General features: G+C 71.5%; 21 protein-coding genes and 1 tRNA gene. 6 read left to right on the forward strand and 16 right to left on the reverse strand.

The genetic code is table 11. From position 1 onward, the window contains the following. Window positions 1-31 precede the first annotated feature (31 nt). The 12 genes from ABRP24_RS00950 to infC all read right to left on the reverse strand — a co-directional run bounded on the left by ABRP24_RS00950 (window position 32) and on the right by infC (window position 12,696). Window positions 32-1,228 carry an argininosuccinate synthase gene (locus ABRP24_RS00950; protein ID WP_027466543.1) on the reverse strand — a complete coding sequence of 399 codons (1,197 nt, stop codon included), beginning with the start codon at window positions 1,226-1,228 and terminating at the stop codon, window positions 32-34. Between the two features lie 18 nt (window positions 1,229-1,246). Continuing rightward, window positions 1,247-2,170 (reverse strand): ornithine carbamoyltransferase, encoded by a 924-nt coding sequence (argF, locus tag ABRP24_RS00955; protein ID WP_071405139.1) that lies wholly within the window; start codon window positions 2,168-2,170, stop codon window positions 1,247-1,249. Then, a complete protein-coding gene (locus tag ABRP24_RS00960; protein WP_027466545.1) occupies window positions 2,167-3,390 on the reverse strand; it encodes an acetylornithine transaminase in 1,224 nt (407 codons plus the stop codon). Before ABRP24_RS00960 ends, argF begins: the two co-directional genes overlap by 4 nt. After that, window positions 3,387-4,439, reverse strand: a complete 1,053-nt coding sequence (gene argB, locus ABRP24_RS00965; RefSeq protein ID WP_110865442.1) for an acetylglutamate kinase — start codon at window positions 4,437-4,439, stop codon at window positions 3,387-3,389. The genes ABRP24_RS00960 and argB overlap by 4 nt, the downstream gene beginning before the upstream one ends. After that, window positions 4,439-5,638 (reverse strand): bifunctional glutamate N-acetyltransferase/amino-acid acetyltransferase ArgJ, encoded by a 1,200-nt coding sequence (gene argJ / locus ABRP24_RS00970; protein WP_349847787.1) that lies wholly within the window; start codon window positions 5,636-5,638, stop codon window positions 4,439-4,441. The genes argB and argJ overlap by 1 nt, the downstream gene beginning before the upstream one ends. Further along, window positions 5,635-6,732 carry an N-acetyl-gamma-glutamyl-phosphate reductase gene (locus ABRP24_RS00975; protein WP_071244125.1) on the reverse strand — a complete coding sequence of 366 codons (1,098 nt, stop codon included), beginning with the start codon at window positions 6,730-6,732 and terminating at the stop codon, window positions 5,635-5,637. Before ABRP24_RS00975 ends, argJ begins: the two co-directional genes overlap by 4 nt. A gap of 77 nt (window positions 6,733-6,809) precedes the next feature. Continuing rightward, window positions 6,810-9,302 carry a phenylalanine--tRNA ligase subunit beta gene (pheT, locus tag ABRP24_RS00980; RefSeq protein ID WP_349847786.1) on the reverse strand — a complete coding sequence of 831 codons (2,493 nt, stop codon included), beginning with the start codon at window positions 9,300-9,302 and terminating at the stop codon, window positions 6,810-6,812. Next, a complete protein-coding gene (gene pheS / locus ABRP24_RS00985; RefSeq protein WP_027466550.1) occupies window positions 9,302-10,342 on the reverse strand; it encodes a phenylalanine--tRNA ligase subunit alpha in 1,041 nt (346 codons plus the stop codon). The genes pheT and pheS overlap by 1 nt, the downstream gene beginning before the upstream one ends. 95 nt (window positions 10,343-10,437) lie before the next feature. Further along, entirely contained in the window at window positions 10,438-11,289 is an 852-nt protein-coding gene (locus ABRP24_RS00990) for an RNA methyltransferase (protein WP_349847785.1), read from the reverse strand. A 65-nt stretch (window positions 11,290-11,354) separates the two neighbouring features. Continuing rightward, window positions 11,355-11,738, reverse strand: coding sequence for a 50S ribosomal protein L20 (rplT, locus tag ABRP24_RS00995; RefSeq protein ID WP_017887975.1), 384 nt, complete (start codon window positions 11,736-11,738; stop codon window positions 11,355-11,357). Between the two features lie 28 nt (window positions 11,739-11,766). Next, window positions 11,767-11,961 carry a 50S ribosomal protein L35 gene (gene rpmI / locus ABRP24_RS01000; protein ID WP_017887976.1) on the reverse strand — a complete coding sequence of 65 codons (195 nt, stop codon included), beginning with the start codon at window positions 11,959-11,961 and terminating at the stop codon, window positions 11,767-11,769. A 60-nt stretch (window positions 11,962-12,021) separates the two neighbouring features. Beyond that, window positions 12,022-12,696 carry a translation initiation factor IF-3 gene (gene infC, locus ABRP24_RS01005; protein WP_081827403.1) on the reverse strand — a complete coding sequence of 225 codons (675 nt, stop codon included), beginning with the start codon at window positions 12,694-12,696 and terminating at the stop codon, window positions 12,022-12,024. 283 nt (window positions 12,697-12,979) lie between these two features. Between infC and ABRP24_RS01010 the strand changes: the two genes are divergently transcribed. After that, window positions 12,980-13,330, forward strand: a complete 351-nt coding sequence (locus tag ABRP24_RS01010; protein ID WP_027466553.1) for a DUF1844 domain-containing protein — start codon at window positions 12,980-12,982, stop codon at window positions 13,328-13,330. 76 nt (window positions 13,331-13,406) lie between these two features. Here ABRP24_RS01010 and ABRP24_RS01015 read toward each other — a convergent pair whose 3' ends face one another. Continuing rightward, window positions 13,407-14,720, reverse strand: a complete 1,314-nt coding sequence (locus ABRP24_RS01015; RefSeq protein ID WP_349847784.1) for a phosphotransferase — start codon at window positions 14,718-14,720, stop codon at window positions 13,407-13,409. Window positions 14,721-14,848: 128 nt separating this feature from the next. Here ABRP24_RS01015 and ABRP24_RS01020 point away from each other — a divergent pair, with 128 nt between their 5' ends. The 4 genes from ABRP24_RS01020 to ABRP24_RS01035 all read left to right on the forward strand — a co-directional run bounded on the left by ABRP24_RS01020 (window position 14,849) and on the right by ABRP24_RS01035 (window position 20,160). After that, window positions 14,849-16,342 carry a CHAD domain-containing protein gene (locus tag ABRP24_RS01020; protein ID WP_349847783.1) on the forward strand — a complete coding sequence of 498 codons (1,494 nt, stop codon included), beginning with the start codon at window positions 14,849-14,851 and terminating at the stop codon, window positions 16,340-16,342. 20 nt (window positions 16,343-16,362) lie between these two features. Then, complete coding sequence (locus tag ABRP24_RS01025) at window positions 16,363-16,818, forward strand: MaoC/PaaZ C-terminal domain-containing protein (RefSeq protein ID WP_027466555.1); 456 nt, start codon at window positions 16,363-16,365, stop codon at window positions 16,816-16,818. A 90-nt stretch (window positions 16,819-16,908) separates the two neighbouring features. Continuing rightward, a complete protein-coding gene (locus tag ABRP24_RS01030; RefSeq protein WP_349847782.1) occupies window positions 16,909-18,789 on the forward strand; it encodes a glycoside hydrolase family 2 TIM barrel-domain containing protein in 1,881 nt (626 codons plus the stop codon). Window positions 18,790-18,939: 150 nt separating this feature from the next. After that, complete coding sequence (locus tag ABRP24_RS01035) at window positions 18,940-20,160, forward strand: hypothetical protein (protein ID WP_301626735.1); 1,221 nt, start codon at window positions 18,940-18,942, stop codon at window positions 20,158-20,160. A gap of 105 nt (window positions 20,161-20,265) precedes the next feature. Here ABRP24_RS01035 and ABRP24_RS01040 read toward each other — a convergent pair whose 3' ends face one another. Continuing rightward, on the reverse strand, window positions 20,266-21,321 hold the full coding sequence (locus ABRP24_RS01040) for an amidase domain-containing protein (protein ID WP_349847781.1): 1,056 nt from the start codon (window positions 21,319-21,321) through the stop codon (window positions 20,266-20,268). 107 nt (window positions 21,322-21,428) lie between these two features. Between ABRP24_RS01040 and ABRP24_RS01045 the strand changes: the two genes are divergently transcribed. Further along, the gene (locus ABRP24_RS01045; RefSeq protein WP_071405149.1) at window positions 21,429-21,812 is read left to right on the forward strand and encodes a hypothetical protein; all 384 of its coding nucleotides are present in this window, start codon (window positions 21,429-21,431) and stop codon (window positions 21,810-21,812) included. 72 nt (window positions 21,813-21,884) lie between these two features. Here ABRP24_RS01045 and ABRP24_RS01050 read toward each other — a convergent pair. Both ABRP24_RS01050 and ABRP24_RS01055 read right to left on the reverse strand, forming a co-directional pair. After that, window positions 21,885-21,960: transfer RNA gene (locus tag ABRP24_RS01050), tRNA-Ala, on the reverse strand. Between the two features lie 73 nt (window positions 21,961-22,033). Next, window positions 22,034-23,125: a hypothetical protein gene (locus tag ABRP24_RS01055; RefSeq protein WP_349847780.1), complete on the reverse strand. Its 1,092-nt coding sequence runs from the start codon at window positions 23,123-23,125 to the stop codon at window positions 22,034-22,036. Between the last annotated feature and the right edge of the window lie 59 nt (window positions 23,126-23,184).

Raw genomic sequence — 23,184 nt, forward strand, 5'->3', positions numbered from 1 at the left:
TGCGTCGTTTCGTCTGTGGTGCGGCTGTCGGTCAGTTCGCCGCGTCGCGGCGGGCGGAGATCTTGCTGGGCAGTGACCAGAGCTCGATGAACCCCCTGGACACGGACTGGTCGAACGCGTCGCCGGTGTCCGACGTCGCCAGGTCGAAGTCGTAGAGGCTCTGCTCCGACCGACGGCCCGTCACGGTGGCACGCCCGCCCTGCAGCCGCAACCGGACGTCGCCGGAGACGTGCTGCTGGGTGTGCTCGACGAAGGCGTCGAGGCTGCGCTTGAGTCCGCCGAACCACAGGCCGTCGTAGACCAGGTCGGCCCACTCGGACTCGACGCCGCGTTTGAACCGGGCGACGTCGCGCTCGAGGGTGAGGCTCTCGAGCTCCTCGTGCGCGGCGATGAGCGCGATCGCGGCCGGCGCCTCGTAGACCTCGCGCGACTTGATGCCGACCACCCGGTCCTCGACGACGTCGATCCGCCCGACGCCGTGCTTGCCGGCGACCGCGTTGAGCTCCTGCACCATGCGCAGCACGCTGAAGCGCTGCCCGTCGAGGGCGACCGGGACACCACGGTCGAAGGTGATCGTGACCTCGTCGGCCTGCTGCGGGAGCGCCGGGTCCTGCGTGGTCGCGTAGAGGTCGGCGGCGGGGGCGTTCCACGGGTCCTCGAGGAGCCCGGTCTCGACGGCTCGGCCCCACACGTTCTGGTCGACCGACCACGGCTCCCGCTCCGAGTGCTGGATCGGCAGCCGGTGCTCCTGCGCGTACGCGATGGCGCGGTCGCGGGTCAGGGCGAGGTCCCGCACCGGGGCGACGGTCCGCAGGTCCGGTGCGATCGCCGCGACGGCTGACTCGAAGCGGACCTGGTCGTTGCCCTTGCCGGTGGAGCCGTGCGCGACGCTGTCGGCACCGAGTTGCTTCGCCGTCAGCGCGAGGTGCTTCGCGATGAGCGGGCGGCTCAGTGCCGAGACGAGCGGGTACCGCTTCTGGTAGAGCGCGTTGGCCCGGAGCGCCGGCACGATGTACTCGTCGGCGAACTCGTCCTTGGCGTCGACGACGAGTGACTCCACGGCGCCGCAGTCGAGCGCACGCTGCCGGACCGCCCCGAGGTCTTCTCCGCCCTGGCCGACGTCGACCACGAGTGCGACGACGTCCTTGCCGGTGGCGTCGCGCAGCCAGCCGATCCCGACGGAGGTGTCGAGACCGCCGGAGTACGCGAGGACGACGCGGTCAGCCACTGGTGATCGGTCCGTCGGCTAGTCGTTGGCGAGCAGCCAGGCCAACAGCGCCTTCTGGGCGTGCAGACGGTTCTCCGCCTCGTCCCAGATGATGCTGCGCGGGCCGTCGATGACGTCGGCGGTCACTTCGAACCCACGGTCGGCCGGCAGGCAGTGCATGAAGACGGCGTCGTCGGCGGCGTGCGCCATGAGCGCGTCGTCGACGCGGTACCCCGCGAAGGTGTCGAGACGCGACTGCTTCTCGGACTCCTTGCCCATCGACACCCAGGTGTCGGTGACGACCACGTCGGCACCCGCGACCGCGGCCACCGGGTCGGTCACCACGAGGACGGAGCCACCCGTCACGGCGGCGCGTTCCTCGGCGTCGGTGACGACCTGCGCCGACGGGGAGAACTCGGCGGGGGCGGCGACGCGGACGTGCATGCCCGCCGTCGCCCCGGCGAGCAGGTACGACTGCGCCATGTTGCTCGCGCCGTCGCCGATGAACGCCACGGTCTGCCCGGCGAGGGCGCCGCGGTGCTCACGGATGGTGAGCAGGTCGGCGAGGAGCTGGCAGGGGTGGAAGTCGTCGGACAGCGCGTTGACGACGGGGACCGTCGTGCCGGCGGCCATCTCCTCGAGCCCGGCCTGGCCGTAGGTGCGCCACACGATCGCCGACACCATGCGCTCGAGCACGCGGGCGGTGTCCGACGGGGTCTCCTTGCCGCCGAGCTGGCTGTTCGCCGTCGAGATGATCAGCGGGCTGCCGCCGAGGTCGGAGATGCCGACGTGGAAGGACACCCGGGTACGGGTCGACGACTTGTCGAAGATCACCGCGACGCTCTGCGGACCGGCCAGCGGCTTCTCCGCCCAGCGGTCGGCCTTCATGCGGTCGGCGATGTCGAGGATCGCGGACTGCTCGGCCTGGCTCAGGTCGTCGTCGCGGAGGAAGTGGCGGGTCATGCGGTGGGCTCCTGCGCTGCGGCGACGGCCGCGAGGCTCTGGGCGAGGATCGACAGGAACTCGTCGATCTCGGCGTCGGACACGATGAGCGGCGGCGCGATGCGCAGGCTCGACTCGTTGGGGGCGTTGATGATGAGGCCACGCTCGAGGGCGGCTGCGTTGACGGCCGGACCGATCGGACCGGTCAGACCGACGCCGATGAGCAGGCCGGTGCCACGGACCTCTTCCACCAGCGGGGAACCGATGGCGCGGATGCCGTCACGGATCCGCTCACCCTTGACCACTGCGCCGGCGACGAGGTCGGCGCGCTCGATCTCCTCGAGCACCGCGTTGGCGACGCGGGTGCCGAGCGGGTTGCCGCCGAAGGTCGAACCGTGCTGCCCGGCCGAGAACAGGTCGGAGGCCCAGCCGAACGTGACGAGGGCGCCGATGGGGAAGCCACCGGCGATGCCCTTGGCGACGGTGATGGCGTCCGGCGTCACACCGTGGCCCTGGAACGCGAACCAGTTGCCGGTCCGGCCGACACCCGTCTGGATCTCGTCGAGGATCAGCAGTGCGCCGTGCTCCGCGGTCAGTCGGCGTGCCGCCAGCAGGAAGCCCTCCGGCAGGTCGACCACGCCGGCCTCGCCCTTGATGGGTTCGAGGATCAGGGCGGCGACGGAGTCGTCGATCGACGCTTCGAGCGCCTCGATCGAGGTGTCGATGTGCTCGACACCCGGGATCATCGGCAGGAAGTCCTGCTGCAGCGCGGGCTTGCCGGTGAGCGCGAGGGCGCCCATCGTGCGGCCGTGGAAGCCCTGCTTGAGCGCGAGGATCCGGGTCTTGGTGCCGTCCGCACCCTTGTTGAGGCGGGCCAGCTTGAACGCGGCCTCGTTCGCCTCGGCGCCGGAGTTGCCGAAGTACACGCGGCCAGCGTCGCCCGCGCCGGTGATGCGCTTGAGGCGCTCGGCGAGTTCGAGCTGCGGCGGGGTGGCGAAGTAGTTCGACACGTGCACGAGCTTCGCGGCCTGGTCGGCGATCGCCTCCACCAGGGCGGGGTGCGCGTGGCCGAGCGAGTTCACCGCGATGCCGGCGAGGAAGTCGAGGTACTCGTTGCCCTCGACGTCCCAGACGCGGCAGCCCTGGCCGCGCTCGAGCATGATCTTCGGCGGGGTCAGGGATCGCATGAGCGACGCCCCGAACCGGTCGTTCCAGGTCTCGGTCTGCGTCTCGGTGCTCACTGCTGGTGTCCCTTCTCGTCCGTACCCGCCACGTGCTGGCCGGTACTGCTGTCGATCGACGGCGACGCCACGCGACGGCCGATCTCGGCGTGGGTCATCTGGTTCTCGGTTCGTCGGCTCGGGTCCGGGATCACCTCGGTGCCCGCACCCCGCAGGGTGAAGACCTCGAGCAGGATCGAGTGCGGGATCCGGCCGTCGATGATCGTCGCACCGCCGACCCCGCCGACCACGGCGTCGAGGCACGCGGTCATCTTGGGGATCATCCCCGACTCGAGGCTCGGCAGGAGCTCGCGGAGCTCGTCGACCGCGATGAGGTCGACGATCGAGTCACGGTCGGGCCAGTTGCGGTACAGGCCGGGGACGTCGGTGAGCATCATGAGCTTCGAGGCCCGGAGCGCGATCGCCAGGGCACCGGCTGCAGCGTCCGCGTTCACGTTGAGCGCCTGGTCGGGGTGTGCGTCGTCGATCGCGATGCTCGAGACGACCGGGATCCGGCCGGCCTCGATCGCGGCGAGCACACCGGACGGGTCGACGTGGGTGATGTCCCCGACATGGCCGAGGTCGTACTCCTGCCCGTCGACCACGACGCCCTTCTTCTCGCCGGTGAACAGCGATCCGCCGTCGCCGAACACGCCGACGGCCAGGCCCTCGCCGTGTTCGTTCATCAAGTCGACGATCTCGCGGTTGACCTCGCCGGCCAGGACGTCGCGGACGACCGTGATCGCCTCGGTCGTCGTGACGCGGTAGCCGCCGCGGAACTCGGACTCGATGCCCTGTTCCTTGAGGGCGGCGGAGATCTGCGGCCCCCCACCGTGCACGACGACCGGGTGCAGGCCGGCGTAGCGCAGGTAGACCATGTCCTCGGCGAAGGCGCGCTTCAGGTCCTCGTTCACCATGGCGTTGCCGCCGAACTTGACCACGACGACCTTGCCCGAGAAGCGCTTGAGCCATGGCAGCGACTCGATGAGCGTCGCCGCCTTGACCGCGGCGAACTCGTGTTCTTCTTCCTTCGTGAGGGGCGTGCCGGCCCCGTTCGTGTCGGCCGCCATCAGCTGGAGTACGCGCTGTTCTCGTGCACGTAGTCGTGCGTGAGGTCGTTGGTCAGGATCGTGGCCGAGTGCGTGCCGACACCGAGGTCGATGCGCACGTGGGTGTCACGCGGGGTCAGGTCGACGGAGTCGCTCGGCTCGTCGGGTGCGCCCGCGTGGCAGACCCGGACGCCGTTCATGCTGACGTCCACCGCGTACGGGTCGAACTCGGCGTCGGTGGTGCCGATCGCTGCGAGCACCCGGCCCCAGTTCGGGTCGTTGCCGAAGACCGCAGCCTTGAACAGGTTGTTCCGGGCGACGCTCCGACCGACGGTCACGGCGTCGTCCTCGGTCGCGGCGTGCACGACCTCGATCGCGATGTCGTGGCTCGCGCCCTCGGCGTCCTGCTGCAGCTGGCGGGCCAGGTCGGCACAGACCGCGGTCAGGGCCTCCTGGAAGTCACCGACCTCGGGTGTCACCCCACTTGCACCCGACGACAGCAGGACGACGGTGTCGTTCGTCGACATGCAGCCGTCGGAGTCGACCCGGTCGAACGTGATGCGGGTGGCGGCGCGGAGCGCCTGGTCGAGCTGGTCCGGCGTCTGCACGGCGTCCGTCGTGATGACGACGAGCATCGTCGCGAGCCCGGGCGCGAGCATCCCCGCACCCTTGGCCATGCCGCCGACGGTCCAGCCGTCCTCGGTCACGACGGACTGCTTGACCTTCGTGTCCGTCGTCATGATCGCGGTCGCCGCATCCGGACCGCCGTCGTCGCTGAGTGCCGCACTCGCCAGGTCGACGCCGCGGAGCACGTTGTCGCGGAAGGTCTGGTCGCCCACACCGATGAGCCCGGTGGAGCAGACGACGACGTCGCCGGCCCCGATCCCGAGGGCGTCGCCCACGGCTTCGGCCGTCAGGTGCGTGGTCTGGAAGCCGAACGGGCCGGTGAAGCAGTTCGCGCCGCCGGAGTTCAGGACGACGGCACGCGCGACGCCGTCACCGACGACCTGGCGGGACCAGATGACGGGGTGCGCCTGGGCCCGGTTGCTGGTGAAGACGGCGGCCACGGCCGCGTCGGGGCCGTCGTTGACGACGAGGGCCACGTCCGGCTTGCCGCTCGTCTTGAGACCGGCGGTGACGCCGGCGGCGCGGAAGCCCGCTGCCGCGGTGACGCCCTGGAGGCCCGGCTCGGTCTGGGTGGTCGTGCCTGCGTCGGTCACGGTGCGACTCCGTCCACGCTGAGGCCCGTGGTCTCGGGGAGACCGAGGGCGATGTTCGCCGACTGGACGGCGGCGCCCGCCGTGCCCTTGGCGAGGTTGTCGAGCGCGGTCACCGCGACGACACGGCCGGCGGCCTCGTCGACGGCGATGCCGACGAGCGCGGTGTTCGCACCGATCGTGTCCGCGACCCGGGGGAACTCGCCCTCGGGCAGCAGGTGGACGAACGGCTCGTCGGCGTACGCCTGTTCCCAGGCGAGTCGGACGTCGCGTGCGCTGACGCCGGGCGAGAGCTTCGCGGTGGTGGTCGCGAGGATCCCCCGCGACATCGGGACCAGGACCGGCGTGAACGAGATCGTCACGTCGGAGGCCCCCGCGACCTGCAGGTTCTGCTGGATCTCGGGGACGTGCCGGTGCGAGCCGCCGACGGCGTACGCGCTGGCGGACCCCATGATCTCGGAGGCCAGGTAGGTGGTGCTGAGCTTCTTGCCGGCACCGCTCGGGCCGACGCTGAGCACCGCGACGAGGTCATCGGACTCGACGAGACCTGCCTGGATGCCCGGCTGGATGCCGAGCGTCACCGCGGTGACGTTGCAGCCGGGCACCGCGATGCGCTTCGTGCCGACCAGGGCGGAACGCTGCTTGCCCTGCGAGGCGATGTCGTCGACCTCGCGCCATTCATCGGCCGAGCCCGGGGTGGGCGCCGCGAGCAGGAGCTCGGGCAGCCCGTAGGTCCACGCGCCGAAGTAGTCACCGCCGTAGAACCGCTCCCACGCCGCCGGGTCCGTCAGACGGTGGTCCGCGCCGCAGTCGATGACGAGCGTGTCGTCGCCGAGTTCCGCGGTGATCGCTCCCGACTGCCCGTGCGGCAGCGCCAGGAACACCACGTCGTGCCCGCGCAGCGTCTCGGCCGTCGTCTCCGCCAGGGTCAGGTGCGACAGTGAACGGAGGTGCGGCTGCGTCGCGATCAGGGGCTGTCCGGCGTTCGAGAACGCCGTCACCGTCCTGACCTCGAACTCGGGGTGGGCGGAGAGCACGCGCAGGAGCTCACCACCCGCGTAGCCGGAGGCTCCCGCCACGGCGACGGATACGGACATGGGATTCCACCTTTGGTCGGACTGGTCGTCGAGAGAGTCGGAGGCGGCGACCCCGGGCGGTGCTGATCCCGTGTGGGTCAGTCGCGCAGGGTCGCCCCGAATCGCTCGCCGGCACGTCGGACAGCGCCGTCACGGGCCTCGGTGGCCTCGGCAGCGGTCAGCGTGCGGTCCGTGGCACGGAAGCGCAGGGCGAACGTCAGGGACTTCTGTCCCTCGTCCACGCCGGAGCCCCGGTAGTCATCCACGAGCCGAGCATACTCCAACAGGTCTCCGGCGCCAGAGCGCACCGCATCCAGCACGTCACCGGCCGGCACGTCGGCGTCGACGACGAGCGAGAGGTCCTGCGTGGCTGCCGGGTAGGAGACGATCGGCGCGACCGCGACGAGTTCCGGGGCCGCGGCGACCAGTGCGTCGAGGTCGAGCTCGACGACCGCCACCACGCGGGGCAGGACGGCGGCCTCGGCCAGATCGGGCAGGAGCTCTCCGGCGACGCCCACGACCGTGCCGTCGACGAGCAGCGACGCGGCGCGGCCCGGGTGCAGGGACGGGTGGGTCGTCTGCGCGACGGTGAGTTCGACACCGACGGCCCAGGCGACCTGGCGGGCCGCATCGATCGCGTCGGCGATGCCGAACGGTTCCGCCGTGGTGCCCGGCTGCTTGACGACCCGGTGGCCGGTGAGCAGTGCGGCGACGTGGAAGGGCTGGGCGGGCAGCGAGGCGTCCAGCGCCTCGAGCGTCGCACGGTCGGGCCGGGCGGCGCCCGCCGGGACCTCGTCGGTGCCGAGCGTCACGCCCGTCACCGGCAGGAACACCCGGGACGTCTCGTAGAGCGCGACGTCGACGAGCCCGCGCGACACGTTGCGACGGGCGGCGTCGACCAGGGCCGGCACGCCGCTGCGGCGCAGGAGGTTCTGCTCGCTGTCCAGGGCGTTGGCGAGCACGACGCTCGGTCCGCCCTGCGGGTCGATCCCCGGGTAGGCGTCCTGCGTGGCAGCGGACACGAACGGCGCCGTGACGACCTCGGTCAGGCCCGCCGCGGCCAGCGCCGAGGCAACCCGACGACGAGCCTGCTGGTGCCGGGTCAGGCCCCGACCGGGCGGAGCGACCGGCAGCACGCTCGGGATCCGGTCGTAGCCGACGATGCGCGCGACCTCTTCGACGAGGGTGGTGTCGTCGGTCAGGTCGGGACGCCAGGTGGGCGGGGTGACCGCGAGCTGCTCACCGTCGGCCTCGACCGTGGCGCCGATCGCGCGGAGCGTGTCGATGACCTCGGCGTCGGTGTACTCGACGCCGACGAGCTCGGCCGGACGCGAGAGCCGCATCGTCACGGTCGCCCGCGGCTCGGTGTCGACGAGTGTCGACCCGAGGGCGTCAGCGGTGCCGCCGGCGAGCTCGACGAGGAGCTCGACGGCACGGTTCGCCGCGGCCTCGGCCACCTGCGGGTCGACACCACGCTCGAAGCGACGGGATGCCTCGCTGGGGAGCTTGTGGCGACGAGCGGTGCGGGCGATGGAGACCTGGTCGAACCCGGCGGCCTCGATCAGGACGTCGGTCGTGCTCGCCGAGATCTCGGTGCGGGCTCCGCCCATGACGCCGGCGAGGCCGACGGGACCGTCGTCGTCGGTGATGACGAGGTCTTCGGGGTCGAGCTTCCGGACGGTGCCGTCGAGGGTCTCGAGCGTCTCGCCAACGGCCGCCCGGCGCACGCCGAGGCCGCCCACGACGGCCTGCAGGTCGTAGCCGTGGAGCGGCTGGCCGAGCTCGAACATGACGTAGTTCGTGATGTCGACGGGCAGGGAGATGGAGCGCACCCCGGCCAGCGACAGGCGCGACACCATCCAGGACGGTGTCTTCGCGGCCGGGTCGATCCCGCGCACGACACGCGTGACGAACGTCGATGCTCCGGCCCGACCCCGGATCGGGGCCTGGTCGTCGATCGTGACCCGGAAGCCCTCGGCCGTACGCGGCGCGACGCGGTCGACGGGGTCGTGGAAGCTCGCTCCGGTGGCGTGCGCGTACTCACGGGCGACCCCGCGCATGCTGAGCACGTAGCCGCGGTCCGGCGTGACGTTGATCTCGACCGCGGCGTCGTCGAGGCCGAGGAGCGCGATGGCGTCGGCACCGACGGTGGGGTCCATGCCGAGGTCGGCGAAGCGCAGGATGCCGTCGTGCTCGTCGCCCAGCCCGAGCTCGCGGGCCGAGGCGATCATGCCGTCGGACACGTGCCCGTAGGTCTTGCGGGCTGCGATCGGGAACGGCCCGGGCAGGACTGCGCCGGGCAGCGTGACGACGACGAGGTCGCCGACGTCGAAGTTGTGCGCGCCGCAGACGATGCCGCGGGGCTCGGCTTCGCCGACGTCCACCTGGCACCAGTTGATGGTCTTGCCGTTCTTCTGCGGCTCGGGGACGCGCTCGAGGACCCGACCGACCACGATGGGTCCGGTCAAGTCGAAGGTGTGGACGTCCTCTTCCTCGAAGCCGACCGACACGAGCGCCGCGTGGACGTGCTCGAGGGTGACGTCCTCGGGGAGGTCGACGGACTCACCGAGCCAACGGAGTGGGACGCGCATCAGACCACCGTTCCGAACTGCTGCGAGAAGCGGATGTCGCCCTCGAGGAAGTCACGCATGTCGTTCAGGCCGTTGCGGAACTGCAGTGTCCGCTCGATGCCCATGCCGAACGCGAAGCCCTGGTACTCGTCCGGGTCGATGCCGGCGGCACGCAGGACGTTGGGGTTCACCATGCCGCAGCCACCCCACTCGACCCACCGCGCGCCACCCTTGGCGTTCGGCTGCCAGACGTCCATCTCGGCACTGGGCTCGGTGAACGGGAAGTAGTTCGGGCGAAGCCGGATCTGCGCCTCGGCGCCGAACATCTGCCGGGCGAAGTGCTCGAGCGTGCCGCGCAGGTGCGCCATCGTCAGGCCCTTGTCGATCGCGATGCCCTCGACCTGGGTGAAGACCGGCAGGTGCGTGGCGTCGAGCTCGTCGGCGCGGTAGACGCGACCCGGGGCGATGACGTACAGCGGGAGGTCACGCGACAGCAGCGACCGCACCTGCACCGGTGAGGTGTGGGTGCGCATGACCAGGTGCCGGTCGACGGGCTCGACGAAGATCGTGTCCGCCATGGCCCGGGCCGGGTGGTCCTGGTCGAAGTTCAGCGCGTCGAAGTTGAACCACTCGTGCTCGAGCTCGGGGCCTTCTGCCACTTCCCACCCCATGCCGACGAAGATGTCGGCGACGGCTTCGTTCAGCAGCGAGAGCGGGTGGCGGGAGCCGGTGGCGCGGTGGACCGGCAACGCGGTGACGTCGACGCGCTCGGCTTCGAGCCGCGCGCGCTCCTCGGCCACCGCGAGGACGGATTCCTGCTCGGCGATCGCCGCGTTCACCCGCCCACGGGCCTGCCCGACGAGCTTGCCCGCCGCGGCCTTCTGCTCCGGCGGCACACTGCGCATCGATGCGTTCATCCGCGCCAACGGTGACTGCTCACCGGTGTGCTCGGCCCTGGCCTGCTTCAGTTCTGCGACCGTCGTCGTGGCACGGACGGCGGCGAGGGCCGCGTCCACCGCGTCGGCGACGGCCGATTCGCTGATCTCGAGAGGTTCTGACACGAGACCCAAGCCTACCGGCCGTCGGGATACCACCCACCTGCACCGAGCGGACGGTGGATGGCCGACGCCGACGACGGCCTGGGGAGGGACGAGGGTCAGCTCCGGAGCGCGAAGGCCGACTCGTACAGGCACACCGACGCGGCCGTTGCGAGGTTCATCGACTCCGCCTGCCCGTAGATCGGCACCTTGACGGCCCGGTCGACGAGCGCCAGGTCGTCGGCGGTGAGTCCGCGGGCCTCGTTGCCGAAGACCCACGCGGTCGGTCCGTCGAGCATCCCCTCGGCTCGGACCACCGGCAGGTCGTCGCCGGAGACGTCCGCCGCGAGCACCGTGTAGCCCAGGGCCTTCGCCCGCTCGATCGTGTCCGCCAGGGTCACGCCGACGGACACCGGGACGTGGAACAGGGACCCGGTCGTCGACCGGACGACCTTCGGGTTGTACGGGTCGACCGAGCGTCCGGTCAGCACCACCGCGTCGGCGCCGGCCGCGTCGGCGGCCCGGATGATCGTGCCGGCGTTCCCCGGGTCCCGCACCTCTTCGAGGATGGCGATCAGTCCGGGCAACGCGGCCTGCTCGTCGTACGCATCTCGGGCCTCCTGGTCGGCGGCGGTCGCAGCGCGGTCCGGGAAGACGTCCTTCACCGACGTCGGGAACTGCTGGCACACCGCCACCACGCCCTGCGGGGTGACCGTGTCGGCCATCGCGTCGAGCACCTGCTCGGTCACGAACCAGGTGTCCACCGGCGCGTCGTCGAGCCCGTATCGGGCAGCGGCGGTCGGCGTCACGTAGAGCTCGCGCAGGAGCTCCGGGGCGTACTCCAGCGCTTCGCGGACCGCTTGGGGCCCTTCCAGCAGGAACAGGCCGGTCTCGGCCCGGACGTCCTTCTTGGCCAGGGCCGCAACGGCCTTCACGCGTCCGGCACGGGGGTTCTCGAGGAGATCGCTCACGACCCAAGTCTAGGAACGACGAAACCCCCGCCGTGCGGCGGGGGTTTCGCGAGTAGAAGAACTGACTACGCAGCCTTCGGGGCCGAGGTGTCGGCCGGGAGGGCCTTCTTCGCGGTCTCGACGAGCGCGGTGAAGGTCTCGGGGTTGTTCACCGCGAGGTCGGCGAGGATGCGACGGTCGACCTCGACGCCGGCCAGGTTGAGACCCTGGATGAGGCGGTTGTAGGTCAGGCCGTTCGCACGGGACGCAGCGTTGATGCGCTGGATCCAGAGGCGACGGAACTCGCCCTTCTTCGCGTGACGGTCGCGGTACGCGTAGACGAGGGAGTGGGTGACCTGCTCCTTGGCCTTGCGGTACAGGCGCGAACGCTGGCCGCGGTAGCCCTCGGCGCGTTCGAGGATGACGCGGCGCTTCTTGGCGGCGTTGACCGCTCTCTTTACTCGTGCCATTGCACTATTCCTTTACGATCTGCGGGGCTCAGTGGCCGAGGAGCTTCTTGACGTTCTTCGCGTCACCCTTGGAGAGGACCTGGTCCTCGTTCAGGCGGGCCTTGCGCTTGGAGCTCTTGACCTCGAGGTTGTGACGCATACCGGCCTGCTGCTTCATGATCTTGCCGGTACCGGTGACCTTGAAGCGCTTCTTCGACCCGGAGTGGGTCTTCTGCTTGGGCATGGTGGTGCCTTTCCGTGGGATGGATGGGGGGCCGCGTCGTTGCGGGGTCGGTCCGGGGACCTATTCGGCCGCGGCGTCCGTGGATTCCGCGGCTGCCTCGGACGTGGAACCGGCCTCGGCCTCGTCCTTGCCCTTCGCGGCGTGCTCGGTGGCACGACGCTCGGCCTTCTGTGCAGCACGCTTGGCGTTCTGCTCGCCCTTGACGTCGGACTTGTTCTTGAGCGGGGCGATGATCATCGTCATGTTGCGGCCGTCCTGGGTCGGACGCGACTCGACGACACCGAACTCGGCGATCTCTTCCGCGAACTTCTGGAGGAGACGGACACCCTGCTCCGGACGCGACTGCTCGCGGCCACGGAAGAGGATCATCGCCTTCACCTTGTCGCCACCGAGGAGGAACCCCTCGGCGCGCTTGCGCTTCGTCTCGTAGTCGTGCACGTCGATCTTCAGGCGGAAACGGACCTCTTTCAGGTCCGTGTTCACCTGGTTGCGACGAGCTTCCTTGGCCTTCTGAGCGGCCTCGTACTTGAACTTGCCGTAGTCCATGATCTTGGCCACGGGCGGCTTCGAGTTCGGCGCGACCTCGACCAGATCCAGTTCGGCTTCCTGCGCGAGACGCAGTGCCATGGCGATCGGGACAACGCCGACCTGCTCACCCTGCGGACCGACGAGTCGGACTTCGGGAACGCGGATTCGGTCGTTGGTACGGGGATCGGTGATGCGGAGCTCCTTCAATCAGGTGGTGGCCGTCCGGGGCGTTTGCCCTGGACGACAGCACGAGAGAGGAGATCTGACGCACGGGATGTCGACCCGTTCGGCAGCCGCCCTGCATCGGATCCGTGGGATCCGACCGACGAGCACAACACGTGCACTCGCGGAGCGGTGGTGACCCGGTAGCCTGGTGGAACGCGGCCGCGGGTGGGAGAGACTCCTCTTTCGTGACACCGTCCGGGTGTTGTCGAGGAACTGACGGCACACGGACAGCATCTGCCGCGAGCAAGCCTAGCAGAGGAGCACCGTGAGCGACACCCCGATCGACGACACCGGCATCGACGCCGCCAGGGACATCGCGGAGGTGCCGGCGGTCGAACTCATCAACACCGTTGCGGTGCACCTGCTCAGTGCCGCGGCCGTGAAGGTCGGCCTGGCCGACGACCCGCAGGAACAGACCGACCTGGACGAGGCGCGGAAGCTCATCACCGCGCTGGCCGGCCTGGTCACCGCCGCCGCGACCGAGATCGGCGACCACCACGCCCGTCCGCTCCGCGACGGACTGCGGTCCCTGCAGCTCGCCTTCCGCGAGGCGTCGGCGATCCCGGACCCGATCGGTGCCGGACCGGGCGAGAAGTACACGGGTCCCGTCAACTAGACGACGTCACCCGGTGACGGACGGGAGGCCCGTGGCGGTGTCGCCACGGGCCTCCCGTGGCGTCCGTGGGTCGCGCTCAGGCCCCGCTGTCGCCGACCAGGCGCGCGACGGCCGCGAGCGGGATCCCGACCCAGTCGGGTCGGTTGCGTGTCTCGTAGACGACCTCGTAGACCGCCTTGTCGAGCTCGAAGGCGTCGAGCAGCGCGCTGTGGACGGCGAGGTCCGCGCCGGTCCCCTGCTGGTAGCCCTCGAGGAAGCGGGCTCGCGCCTCGGCTGCCCACGAGGCGGCGTCGACCGGTTCGGCATCGTGTGCCAGCGCGCCCGCGACGTAGTCGAAGGAGCGCAGCATGCCCGCGACGTCGCGCAGGGTGACGTCCGGCAGCGAGCGTTCGTCGAGGGGGCGGAGCGGCTCGCCCTCGAAGTCCAGGAACACCCACCCGCGGGGGTCCGGTGCCGACAGGACCTGTCCGAGGTGCAGGTCACCGTGGATGCGCTGCAGATCCGGCCACGTCGCGTCAGCGGCACGGGCGTAGACCGCGCGGATGGCGTCGACGTGGTCGGCGACGGCCGGGGCCTCGCGGGCGGCGGTGTCGAGTCGGGCGTGCATCGTGGCGACGGCGGCGTCCCGTCGGGGCGCGTCGGCCGGTTCCGTCGGCAGCGCGCCGGCGAGGGTGATGTGCACGTCGGCGAGCGCGGTGCCGAGCTGCTCGGCGCGGTCACCGAACGGGGTGCCGGCCTGCGCCTCCTGCAGGGCGACGCGCCAGGCGTCGTCGAGCCCGGGCAGGAACTCCTGGGCGAAGGCGAGGTGCCCCGTCGCCGTGCCGTCCGGGCGTCCGACGTCGGGCCAGTCGGCGCGGAGGGCGCCGTAGACCCGCGGCACGCGCGTGCTGCCCGCCGCCGTGAGGGCGAGCTGCGTGGTCACGTCGGGGTTGTCGCCGTGGTGCAGCACGCGGAAGACCTTGATGATGACGCGGTCCCCGGACTCGGTGTCGCAGATGACCGACGTGTTGGACTGCTCACCCGTCAGGACGCGGGCAGCGGTGACCCGGCCGATCGGGCTGAGGCTGTCCGGTGCCCCGTCGATGCGTGCGGCGAGCGCCGAGACCCACGCGAGGTCGGTGGTGGCGTCGACGATCGCGCCGTCGGCGTCGCTGGTGATCGGTGACTGGTAGAGGACGGGGACCGCGGGGGCCTCGTCGAGCACCAGCCGGGTCCCGTCGTCGGTGGAGATCGTCCGGAGGCGTGGCACGGACCCCTTCGAGGCGTACCAGCGGCGGTCGGCGATCCAGGACTCGAGGTCGCGGTCGCTCGGCGTGCTGGTGGGGGCCGTGGTGTCGGGGGCGCTGTGGTCTGCGCGGGTGTCGGGGGCGCTGGGTGCTCCGTCGCTCATGCAGCGGAACCTACGCGCCGGGGCCTGGCGAGGTGCCGAGTCCCCCACAGGACACCCCGGGCAGGACTCCGTCCACAGAACCCCGCTGCCCCCGGTCTGACACGGGCGCGTCGGACGACACTTGCGGCATGCCCCGATCCGCTGCCGCTCCTGCCTCCGCCGCTGACGCCGCACCTGCGCTCCCCGACCCCCGCCGGACCTGGCGCATCCTCGACGACCGCAGGCTCCCCGCACTCGAGCCGTTCGCCGCCGACGTACGCCGTCACGAAGCGGTGACGGTGCGCGAGACGGTGTGGGACTCCGACGACCGGGTGCTGGCCGCCGAGGGTGTCGTGCTCACACGCTCGCCGGACGGCGACTGGACGATCGACCGGGGCGGGCACGGGACCGGCCCGGAGCCGCTCGGGGGCGTGTCAGACGATCCCCCACGAGACGCCGTCGAGGTGTTCCTGCGTGGTCGTCCCCTGCGGACGGTCCTGGTCCGTGACACCACCACGACGCTCGTGACCCTGCGCGGCGGGGACGGCCGGGTGCGGGCCGAGGTCGCCGACGTGCGCGTGGACGACGGCGACCCGGACACCACCGTGCTGCGGTCGTCGCGGTGGTGGGCCCTGACGGACGACGGACGCGACGGCGCCACGGCTCGAGCGGCCGAACGAGCGCTGCACGACGCGGCGACCGATCCCGTGGACGTCGCGTCGGTTCCGCTCCCCCGCGGCCCCGAGCCCGCCCCGGAGCAACGACGCGGCCGAGCGAAGCGCCCCCGGCCGGACACCGCCGCCGGGTTCGTCCTGCGGGTGCTCGATGCCCTGCGGCGTGACCTCGTCGCGGTGGACCCTCGGGTACGGGCCGACGAGCCCGAGGCCGTGCACGACCTGCGGAAGGTGCTGCGCCGCCTGCGGAAGGTGCTGCGCCGCCTGCGGAGTGTGCTCGCGGCGTTCCGCGGCGCCCTCGACCGCCGGGCGACCGAGGAGCTCCGTGCCGCCCTGGCCCAGACCGGTCGGGTCGCCGGGACCGCTCGCGACGCCGAGGTGCTGCACGCCGGCTTGTCCCGGTCGGCGGCACGAGCCCCCGACGGGTACGTGGACGCCGAGACCCTGGACCGCATCGGTTCGGCGACCGCGGAACGTCGCAGCGTCACCGCTGCTGAGCTCCGGCGAGCGCTGCGCTCCGACGCCTGGTTCCGGACGCTCGACGCCCTCGACGACCTGCTGCTGCGGGCACCGGCCGGCCCGCACGCGGACGACGACGCAGCCGCGTTCGTCACCAGGCGCATCCGGCACGAGCGAGCACGCGTCGGTCGGCTGCTGGGCGATCCCAGCGACGACCTCGACACCCTGCACGAGGTCCGGAAGGCCGCGCGCCGGTTGCGCTACGCGCTGCAGGCGGCCGGGGACCTGCCCGACGTCGGCAAGCGTCGGCTCGGACGGCTGCGACGGGTGCAGGAGACCCTGGGCGAGACGCTCGACGCCGCGCACGCAGCCGATGCGTACCGAGGGCTGGCCGCTGTGGCAGCGCAGCACGGCGAGGACACGTTCGGGTACGGGGTCCTGGCGACGACCGAGCGGGCGGCCAGTGCGCAGGGCCTGCACCGATCGCGGAAGCTGCTCGCCCGACTCTGACCGGGTGCGAGAATCGGGCCGTGCCGCACTACTTCGAGGACCTCGCTGCCGGACAGACCTTCACCACACCGGGGCGCACCATCACCGAGGCGGACGTGGTGTCGTTCGCCTCGTGGACGAACGACAACAACCAGGTGCACACGGACGTCGAGTTCGCCGGGAAGACCCGGTACGGGCAGCGGATCGTGCACGGGCTGCTCGGCACCTCGCTGTGCCTCGGGCTCATCGCGCGCACGGGCGTGTTCGAGGGGTCCGCGGTGGCACTGCTCGGGATCGACCAGTGGCGCTTCACCGAGCCCGTGTTCATCGGGGACACCGTGACCTGCACCGTCGAGGTCCTGGGCACCCGGCTGACGAGTTCGGGCACGACCGGGATCGTCGAGCGGGCGGTGGCGCTGCGGAACCAGCACGGCGTGGTCGTCCAGCAGGGACGGATGGACGTCATGGTGCTCACCCGCGACGCCGCGATCGACTGAGCGACCGCTCGACGAGAGCCCCGCCGAACCTGTTCCGCGCAATCCCGGCTCCCTCTTTACAACGATGTACCGGCACGGGAGCATGGACGCATGAGCACGCTCGACGGCACCGTGGCCGCACCTGACTCCGCTTCCGCCCCCGGCCTCCCCCTCGCTTCGCGGCAGGACGGCACGTACCCCCGGCCGCAGATGCTCCGCACCGCGTGGGCCGACCTCGACGGCACGTGGTCGTTCCGGAACGACGGCGACGACCCCGCCTGGCACACGGGCTTCGCCGACGCACGGGACATCGTCGTCCCGTTCCCGCCCGAGTCCCCGGCCTCGGGCATCGACGAGCCCGGTTTCCACCCCGTGGTCTGGTACTCCCGTGCGATCACCCGCTCCGAGCTCGACGCCGCCGGGTTCGGCGACGGCGCCCCTCGACTCGTCCTGCACTTCGGCGCCGTCGACCACCGTGCCCGCGTCTGGATCGACGGGCAGTTCATCGGCGGACACGAGGGCGGCCACACCCCGTTCTCCTTCGACGTCACCGAAGCCCTGGCCGCCGACCCCGACGCCGTGCACACCCTGGTGGTCCGCGCCGAGGACGACCCGCACGACCTGACCCAGCCGCGCGGCAAGCAGGACTGGCACGAGGACCCCCACGCGATCTGGTACCGCCGGACCACCGGGATCTGGCAGACGGTCTGGCTCGAGGCCGTGCCGACCGCCTCGATCGCGTCCCTGCGCTGGACGAACGTCGACCACGCGACCATGCGCCTGACGGTCCGGCTCGACGGTCACCGCACCGGCGGCGAGCGCCTGCGCGTCGAGGCCCGCTGGGACGACCGCGACGAGCACCTCGCCACGATCGAGACCACCGTCGGCGAGACCGGCGACGAGTTCGACGTGGTCGTGCCGATCGCGCGGCAGACGAACGGGCAGGCCGAGGACGAGCTGCACTGGACGCCGGACACGCCCCGGCTGATCGACGCCACGGTCACGCTGCTGCCGAGTGCCGGCAACGCCACGACTGCGAGCACGGGCGCGCTCGACGCCGTCGCCAGCTACTTCGGGATCCGGACGGTCGGGGTCGACGGCGGCGCGTTCCTGCTCAACGGCCGACGCCACGACGTCCGCAGCGTCCTGAACCAGGGCTACTGGCCCGAGTCGCACATCGCCGCCCCGTCCCGCCAGGCACTCCGCCGCGAGGTCGAACTCATCAAGGAGCTCGGCTTCAACGCGGCCCGCAACCACCAGAAGATCGAGGACCCGCGGTTCCTGTACTGGGCCGACCGACTCGGACTCATGGTGTGGGGTGAGGCTCCCGGCGCCTACGCGTTCTCCCCCCGCGCCGTGCAGCGTCTGATGCGCGAGTGGATGGACGCCGTCGAGCGTGACGCCTCGCACCCGTCGATCGTCACGTGGGCGCCCGCCAACGAGAGCTGGGGCGTGCAGCACATCGCCACCGACCCGGCCCAGCAGGCCTACGCCCGGGCCCTCGCCGACGTCACGCGGGCATTGGACCCGACGCGTCCGGTGATCTCGAACGACGGGTGGGAGCACACGAACTCCGACATCGTCACGATCCACGACTACGAGGGCGACGGCCCCCGGCTCGCGGCCACCTACGCGGACGAGACCGCACGGGCTCGACTCCTCGGTGGCATCGGTCCGGCGGATCGCCGCATCCTGGTCGGCGGCGCCGAGGACCTCGGCCAGCCGGTCATGCTCACCGAGTTCGGGGGCGTGAACTACCAGCCGGGCGTCCAGCGCGAGGACGGCTGGGGCTACACGTCGGCCACTGACGGCGACGACTGGGTCGCCCGCATCACCGCGCTGTACGACGCGATCCGTGCGAGCTCGTTCCTCGCCGGGTCCTGCTACACGCAGCTCACCGACACCATGCAGGAGACCAACGGCCTGCTCAACGCCGACCGGTCGCCGAAGGTGCCGATCGAGCAGATCCGTCGCGCGGTCACGGGGCGCTAGCCGGGAGGCCCGCACTTCGTGAGCAGGAATGGTCGGGTCCGGCAGACGGACCCGACCATTCCTGCTCACGATGCACACAGGTTGCCTCGCGGCGGACGCGGGACGGCCCGCGATGCGGGGCGCGGCCCGCGGTCTGGGAGGATCGGGCGGGTGACGAACGTGACGGAAGCGAGCCGGGCCTCCAGGCGGGGGTTCCGCAGCCTGCTGACCGGACGGCGCAGCGCCTGGACCGCACCGTTGCTGATCTGGGCGGGCTCGCGGGTGGTCAGCACCGTGCTGCTGGCGACCGTGTACCTGCTGGCGACCGCGAACGGCTGGCCGTTCGCCTCGTACCGGCAGGATCCCTCGTTCTTCACGTTCTCGGGCTCGTGGGACGCCTCGTTCTACCGGATCATCGCCGAGCACGGGTACCCGGCGACGCTGCCGACCGATGACTCCGGGCACGTCCTGCCGAACGCGTGGGCGTTCCTGCCGGTGTTCCCCGCGGTGGTGCGGGTCGTGATGACGCTGACCGGAGCGTCGTTCTGGGTCGCCGGGGTCCTGGTGGCGTCGATCGCCGGAGCGGGCGCCTGCGTGCTGCTGTACCGGCTGGTGCTCGCCGTCGGGTGTTCGCACCGGGCCCGCTGGGCGACCGCACTGTTCGCGTTCGCGCCGACGGGGTTCCTGCTGCAGGTCGCCTACGCGGAGAGTCTGCTGCTCGTGCTGCTGTTCGGCGCCCTGCTCGCCCTGGTCCGGCGACGGTACTGGCTGATCGCCCCGCTCGGTGTCGTGGCGGCGTTCACGAAGCCCGGGGTCCTCGCGCTGGCGCTGGCACTGGCCGTGCACCTGGTCCTGCGGTGGGTGGCCTGGCGCCGGCAGCAGGACGCGTTCCCGTGGCGCGACCGGATCGCGATCGTGGTGACCGGCATGGTCGTCGCGGCTGCGGGACTGGCGTGGCCCGTCATCGCGACGGCCGTGACCGGGCGACCGAACGCGTACCTGGACACCGAGCTGTCGTGGTGGGTGGGGTTCGTCGGCCGCCGGCACTTCGCGCCGCTGACGCCGTGGTTCACGATGGCGTCGACGTGGCTCGGGCCGCTCGGCATCGGACTCGTCGTGGTGGTGCTCGCCGGCGCGGTGTGGTTCTTCTCGCGCAGGAGCACCCGGGCCCTGGGCACCGACGTACTCGCGTTCACGGCGTCCTACGGGCTGTACCTGGTGGCGGTGTTCCTGCCGCAGCAGTCGTTGCCGCGGTTGCTCATGCCGATGGCGCCGTTGCTCGGGTCGGACGTGTTCGTGGGGACGCGGCGGCGGGCGGTGACGTGGCTGGTCGTCGGGGTGTGCCTGCAGCCGGTCGCGATCGTGCTGCTGTGGTTCCTCGGGTACCCGTGAGCGGTGCTGGTCGTCGACTCTGCAGGACACCGGTGTTCGCCGGTTGAACACGCGCAGACCGCGGTGCGACGCGCGAACACCGGTGTCTTGCGGGCCTGGACAGCGCTACGCGTCGAACGTGTGGAACCAGGCCGATCCGCCGGGGTGCTGCACCGTGATCATCTCGTCGAGGTCGCGGTAGGGGCCGTCCTGGTTGTGGCTCGCCGACTTGATGCGGATGGTGCCGTCGGGCTCGGTGAAGACCTCGGACACGATGGTGGTGTGGTCGGGTGAGCCGTTGGCGTTCCAGTCGAAGAACACGATGTCGCCGACCTTGACCTTGTCGCGCTCGTCCGAGGAACGCCGGGTGAGCCCGAACTCGCCCGCGTTGTCCGCGAGCCAGGGGTCCATCGTCGGGCAGTAGGTCCACGTCGCGCTGTGCTCGGCACCGGCGGCCCGGTTGTACCAGTCGGACCGCTGCTCCCACCCACGGGCGATGAGCGTCTGGCTGACGTAGTTCGCGCAGTCGCCGCCGATGGGGTTCATCGTGCCGTACTCGGCGAGGTTGTAGTCCTTCCAGTACCGCATCGCGTAGGCGAGCTGCCGGTCGACGTCGGTCAGTGCGGCGTAGGCGAGGGTGGTCGAGGCGACCGCGCTGCCCGCAGCGGGCGTCGCTGCGGCGGTCGGCGTCGGTGATGCGGTCGCGGTGTCCTGGGTGGCGCCGCTCTGCCCGTCGTTCGCGGCGCTGCCGTTGCCGTCGGAGGACTGGTTCGCCGACGGGGTCGGTTCGATCGCGGACGTGAAGAGTGCGACGTCGGCGTCGCCGGCCGTGTACATCGCCTGGTGCGGGGCCGTGAAGGTCACCTTCGACGCGGTGGCCTGCACGTCACGCGCCGCGACTCCGCCGACGGTGACGCCCTTGACGGCGGCGAGTCCGGTCCCCGCCACGGTGACCGTGACGCCACCGACGAGCGGGACCTGCGCCGGAGCGAGGGACTTCGCGACGGGCTTCGCGGTCGGTGCGGACGAGGCGTCTCCACCGGAGCTCCCACGCCCGCCGCCCGAGCCCTTGCCCGAGTCGCCGCCCTTGTCGCTGCCGGAGGAGCACGCCGCGACGGCGAGCCCGATCCCGGCGACGCCGGCGAGGGACAGGAGTGCGCGGCGGTTCATCGAGGCAGTCATGACACGACCAGCGTAAGCGACACCTCCGTCGTTCCGACACGGCATGATCGTCTTCGGGGGCGAGCGTCCTCCGTGTCCCAGCGGACCCGTTCGGAAGGAACACACACATGCCCGAGAGCCACGACTTCTTCGTCGCGACCGACCCCGAGACCGCCCGTGCACAGGTGCGCGAGGCCCTGTCCCGCGAGGGCTACACCGTCGACGACGCCGAGCAGGGCGCCCTCCGTGCGACCCGCGGCAGCCTCGGCCTGACGCTGCTCATCGGCGGCATGGCGAACGACCGCACGTTCCACACCCGCCTGGACGTGCAGATCATGATCGCCCCGGACGGCCGCACCGTCGCCCGGCTGCTGCGCGGCTCCGGCAAGTCCGCGATCAAGGGCGGAGCGCTCGGCATCTCGCGCGGCAACCGGGCCTTCGAGCAGGCCGCGAACGCCATCCACACCACCTTCGCGCAGTCCGGCGTGCTGACGGAGAGCATCGCGGGCTGACGCACGACGAACAGCCCGACAACGGCAGAACGGCCCGGAACCTGTGGGTTCCGGGCCGTTCGTGTTGCTACCTGGTGGAGCTAAGGGGATTCGAACCCCTGACCTTCTCATTGCGAACGAGACGCGCTACCAACTGCGCCATAGCCCCAAGTGCTCGATCACACTAGCACCCTCGGTCGGCCCAGCCGAAATCGCAGGTGGCCCGTCGGGCGTGCCGCGGGTCAGACCGCGCGGCGCCGTCGCATGATCGCGTCGAGGTCGGCCTGCTGGTAGGCGTCGTCGTCGAGGACCCCCATGCCGGCCCACTTGCTCGGCGGACCGGCCGGAGCGGCGGGTTCGTCGGCAGCGGGAGCAGCGGCAGCAGGAGCAGCGGGCGCCCGCAGCCCGAGCCGCTCGGCCAGACGCCCCTGGTCGTGCGCGGACAGCGATGCCGCAGCTTCCTCGAGCTCGGGTCGCATCCGCGAGACCCGCGCCAGCGACGGGTCGGACTCCCCCGCGCGGATCGCCGCCGCTTCGGCCTCGGCTTCCGCCTTGGCCGCGGCGACGCGCTCCTTCAACCGCGCGGCGAGTTCCGCCGACGACTCGGGCGATGCAGCCGGTGCGCTCGGCCGCTCCACGTAGAGGGGCTTGGGCACGTGGTTCGGGGTCCACGAGCGGTCCGCAGCGGGTGCAGCGGGCTGCTCGGTCGACAGGGGCGGGGCCGGGTCGGTCCAGGCGGTGGCCGGCCGGGAGGCGCGGGTCGCGCCCGTCTCGCCGGCCGCGAGACGCTGCTTCCGCGCCGTCGCCACCTGGTGCAGCTGGGCCAGGACCGCTGCGGACCCACCGGCGGCGACGAGGCCTGCGACACCGACGAGCCAGAGCGACGGTGCCGCGACGAACACCACGAGGGCCACGACGATGCCGAGCGTGCCGAACAGGGTCGCCCCGAGCCGGGAACGGCGCATGCGCATCGCGGTCAGGGCCGGCACGGCGGACGCCCGCTCGAGCACCGGGGCCTGCTCGGCCAGGCGGCGGGTGATCTCACGCTGCCGCGCCGCTTCGTGGGCTCGGACGATGGCGGTGCGCTTGGCCTCTTCGGACCGGGCGACGCGCTGCGCCTGGGCGAGGGACTTCGCGTTCATCTCGATGCGGACCTCGTCCGGCAGCTCGGCGGTCTGCGCGAGGATCCGGAGGGTCTGCTGCAGCCGGATGGCGTTCCGCTCGGTGGCCAGGTACTGACGGCGGGCGGCCCACGACGGCATCAGGTAGACGAGCCAGAGGACGGCCGCGACGAGCAGGACGATGCCGCCACCCCACGAGCCGATTCCTGCCATGCGAACACGGTAGGGGCGGCCGTTCCCGCGCCGCGTCATTGCCGGACGCGTGTTGCGCG

Source organism: Curtobacterium sp. WHRI 8282 (assembly GCF_040223925.2).
In the GTDB taxonomy this organism is placed as follows: domain Bacteria; phylum Actinomycetota; class Actinomycetes; order Actinomycetales; family Microbacteriaceae; genus Curtobacterium; species Curtobacterium flaccumfaciens.

Excerpts from the sequence above, each read along its gene's own strand:
- ABRP24_RS01015 (WP_349847784.1), bottom strand. The coding sequence starts at position 14,720 with ATGAGCGACGGAGCACCCAGCGCCCCCGACACCCGCGCAGACCACAGC.
- ABRP24_RS01030 (WP_349847782.1), top strand. The coding sequence starts at position 16,909 with ATGAGCACGCTCGACGGCACCGTGGCCGCACCTGACTCCGCTTCCGCC.
- rplT (WP_017887975.1), bottom strand. The coding sequence starts at position 11,738 with ATGGCACGAGTAAAGAGAGCGGTCAACGCCGCCAAGAAGCGCCGCGTC.
- ABRP24_RS01020 (WP_349847783.1), top strand. The coding sequence starts at position 14,849 with ATGCCCCGATCCGCTGCCGCTCCTGCCTCCGCCGCTGACGCCGCACCT.
- argF (WP_071405139.1), bottom strand. The coding sequence starts at position 2,170 with ATGACCCGCCACTTCCTCCGCGACGACGACCTGAGCCAGGCCGAGCAG.
- ABRP24_RS01045 (WP_071405149.1), top strand. The coding sequence starts at position 21,429 with ATGCCCGAGAGCCACGACTTCTTCGTCGCGACCGACCCCGAGACCGCC.
- ABRP24_RS00975 (WP_071244125.1), bottom strand. The coding sequence starts at position 6,732 with ATGTCCGTATCCGTCGCCGTGGCGGGAGCCTCCGGCTACGCGGGTGGT.
- pheT (WP_349847786.1), bottom strand. The coding sequence starts at position 9,302 with ATGCGCGTCCCACTCCGTTGGCTCGGTGAGTCCGTCGACCTCCCCGAG.
- ABRP24_RS01040 (WP_349847781.1), bottom strand. The coding sequence starts at position 21,321 with ATGACTGCCTCGATGAACCGCCGCGCACTCCTGTCCCTCGCCGGCGTC.
- argB (WP_110865442.1), bottom strand. The coding sequence starts at position 4,439 with ATGGCGGCCGACACGAACGGGGCCGGCACGCCCCTCACGAAGGAAGAA.
- rpmI (WP_017887976.1), bottom strand. The coding sequence starts at position 11,961 with ATGCCCAAGCAGAAGACCCACTCCGGGTCGAAGAAGCGCTTCAAGGTC.
- ABRP24_RS01055 (WP_349847780.1), bottom strand. The coding sequence starts at position 23,125 with ATGGCAGGAATCGGCTCGTGGGGTGGCGGCATCGTCCTGCTCGTCGCG.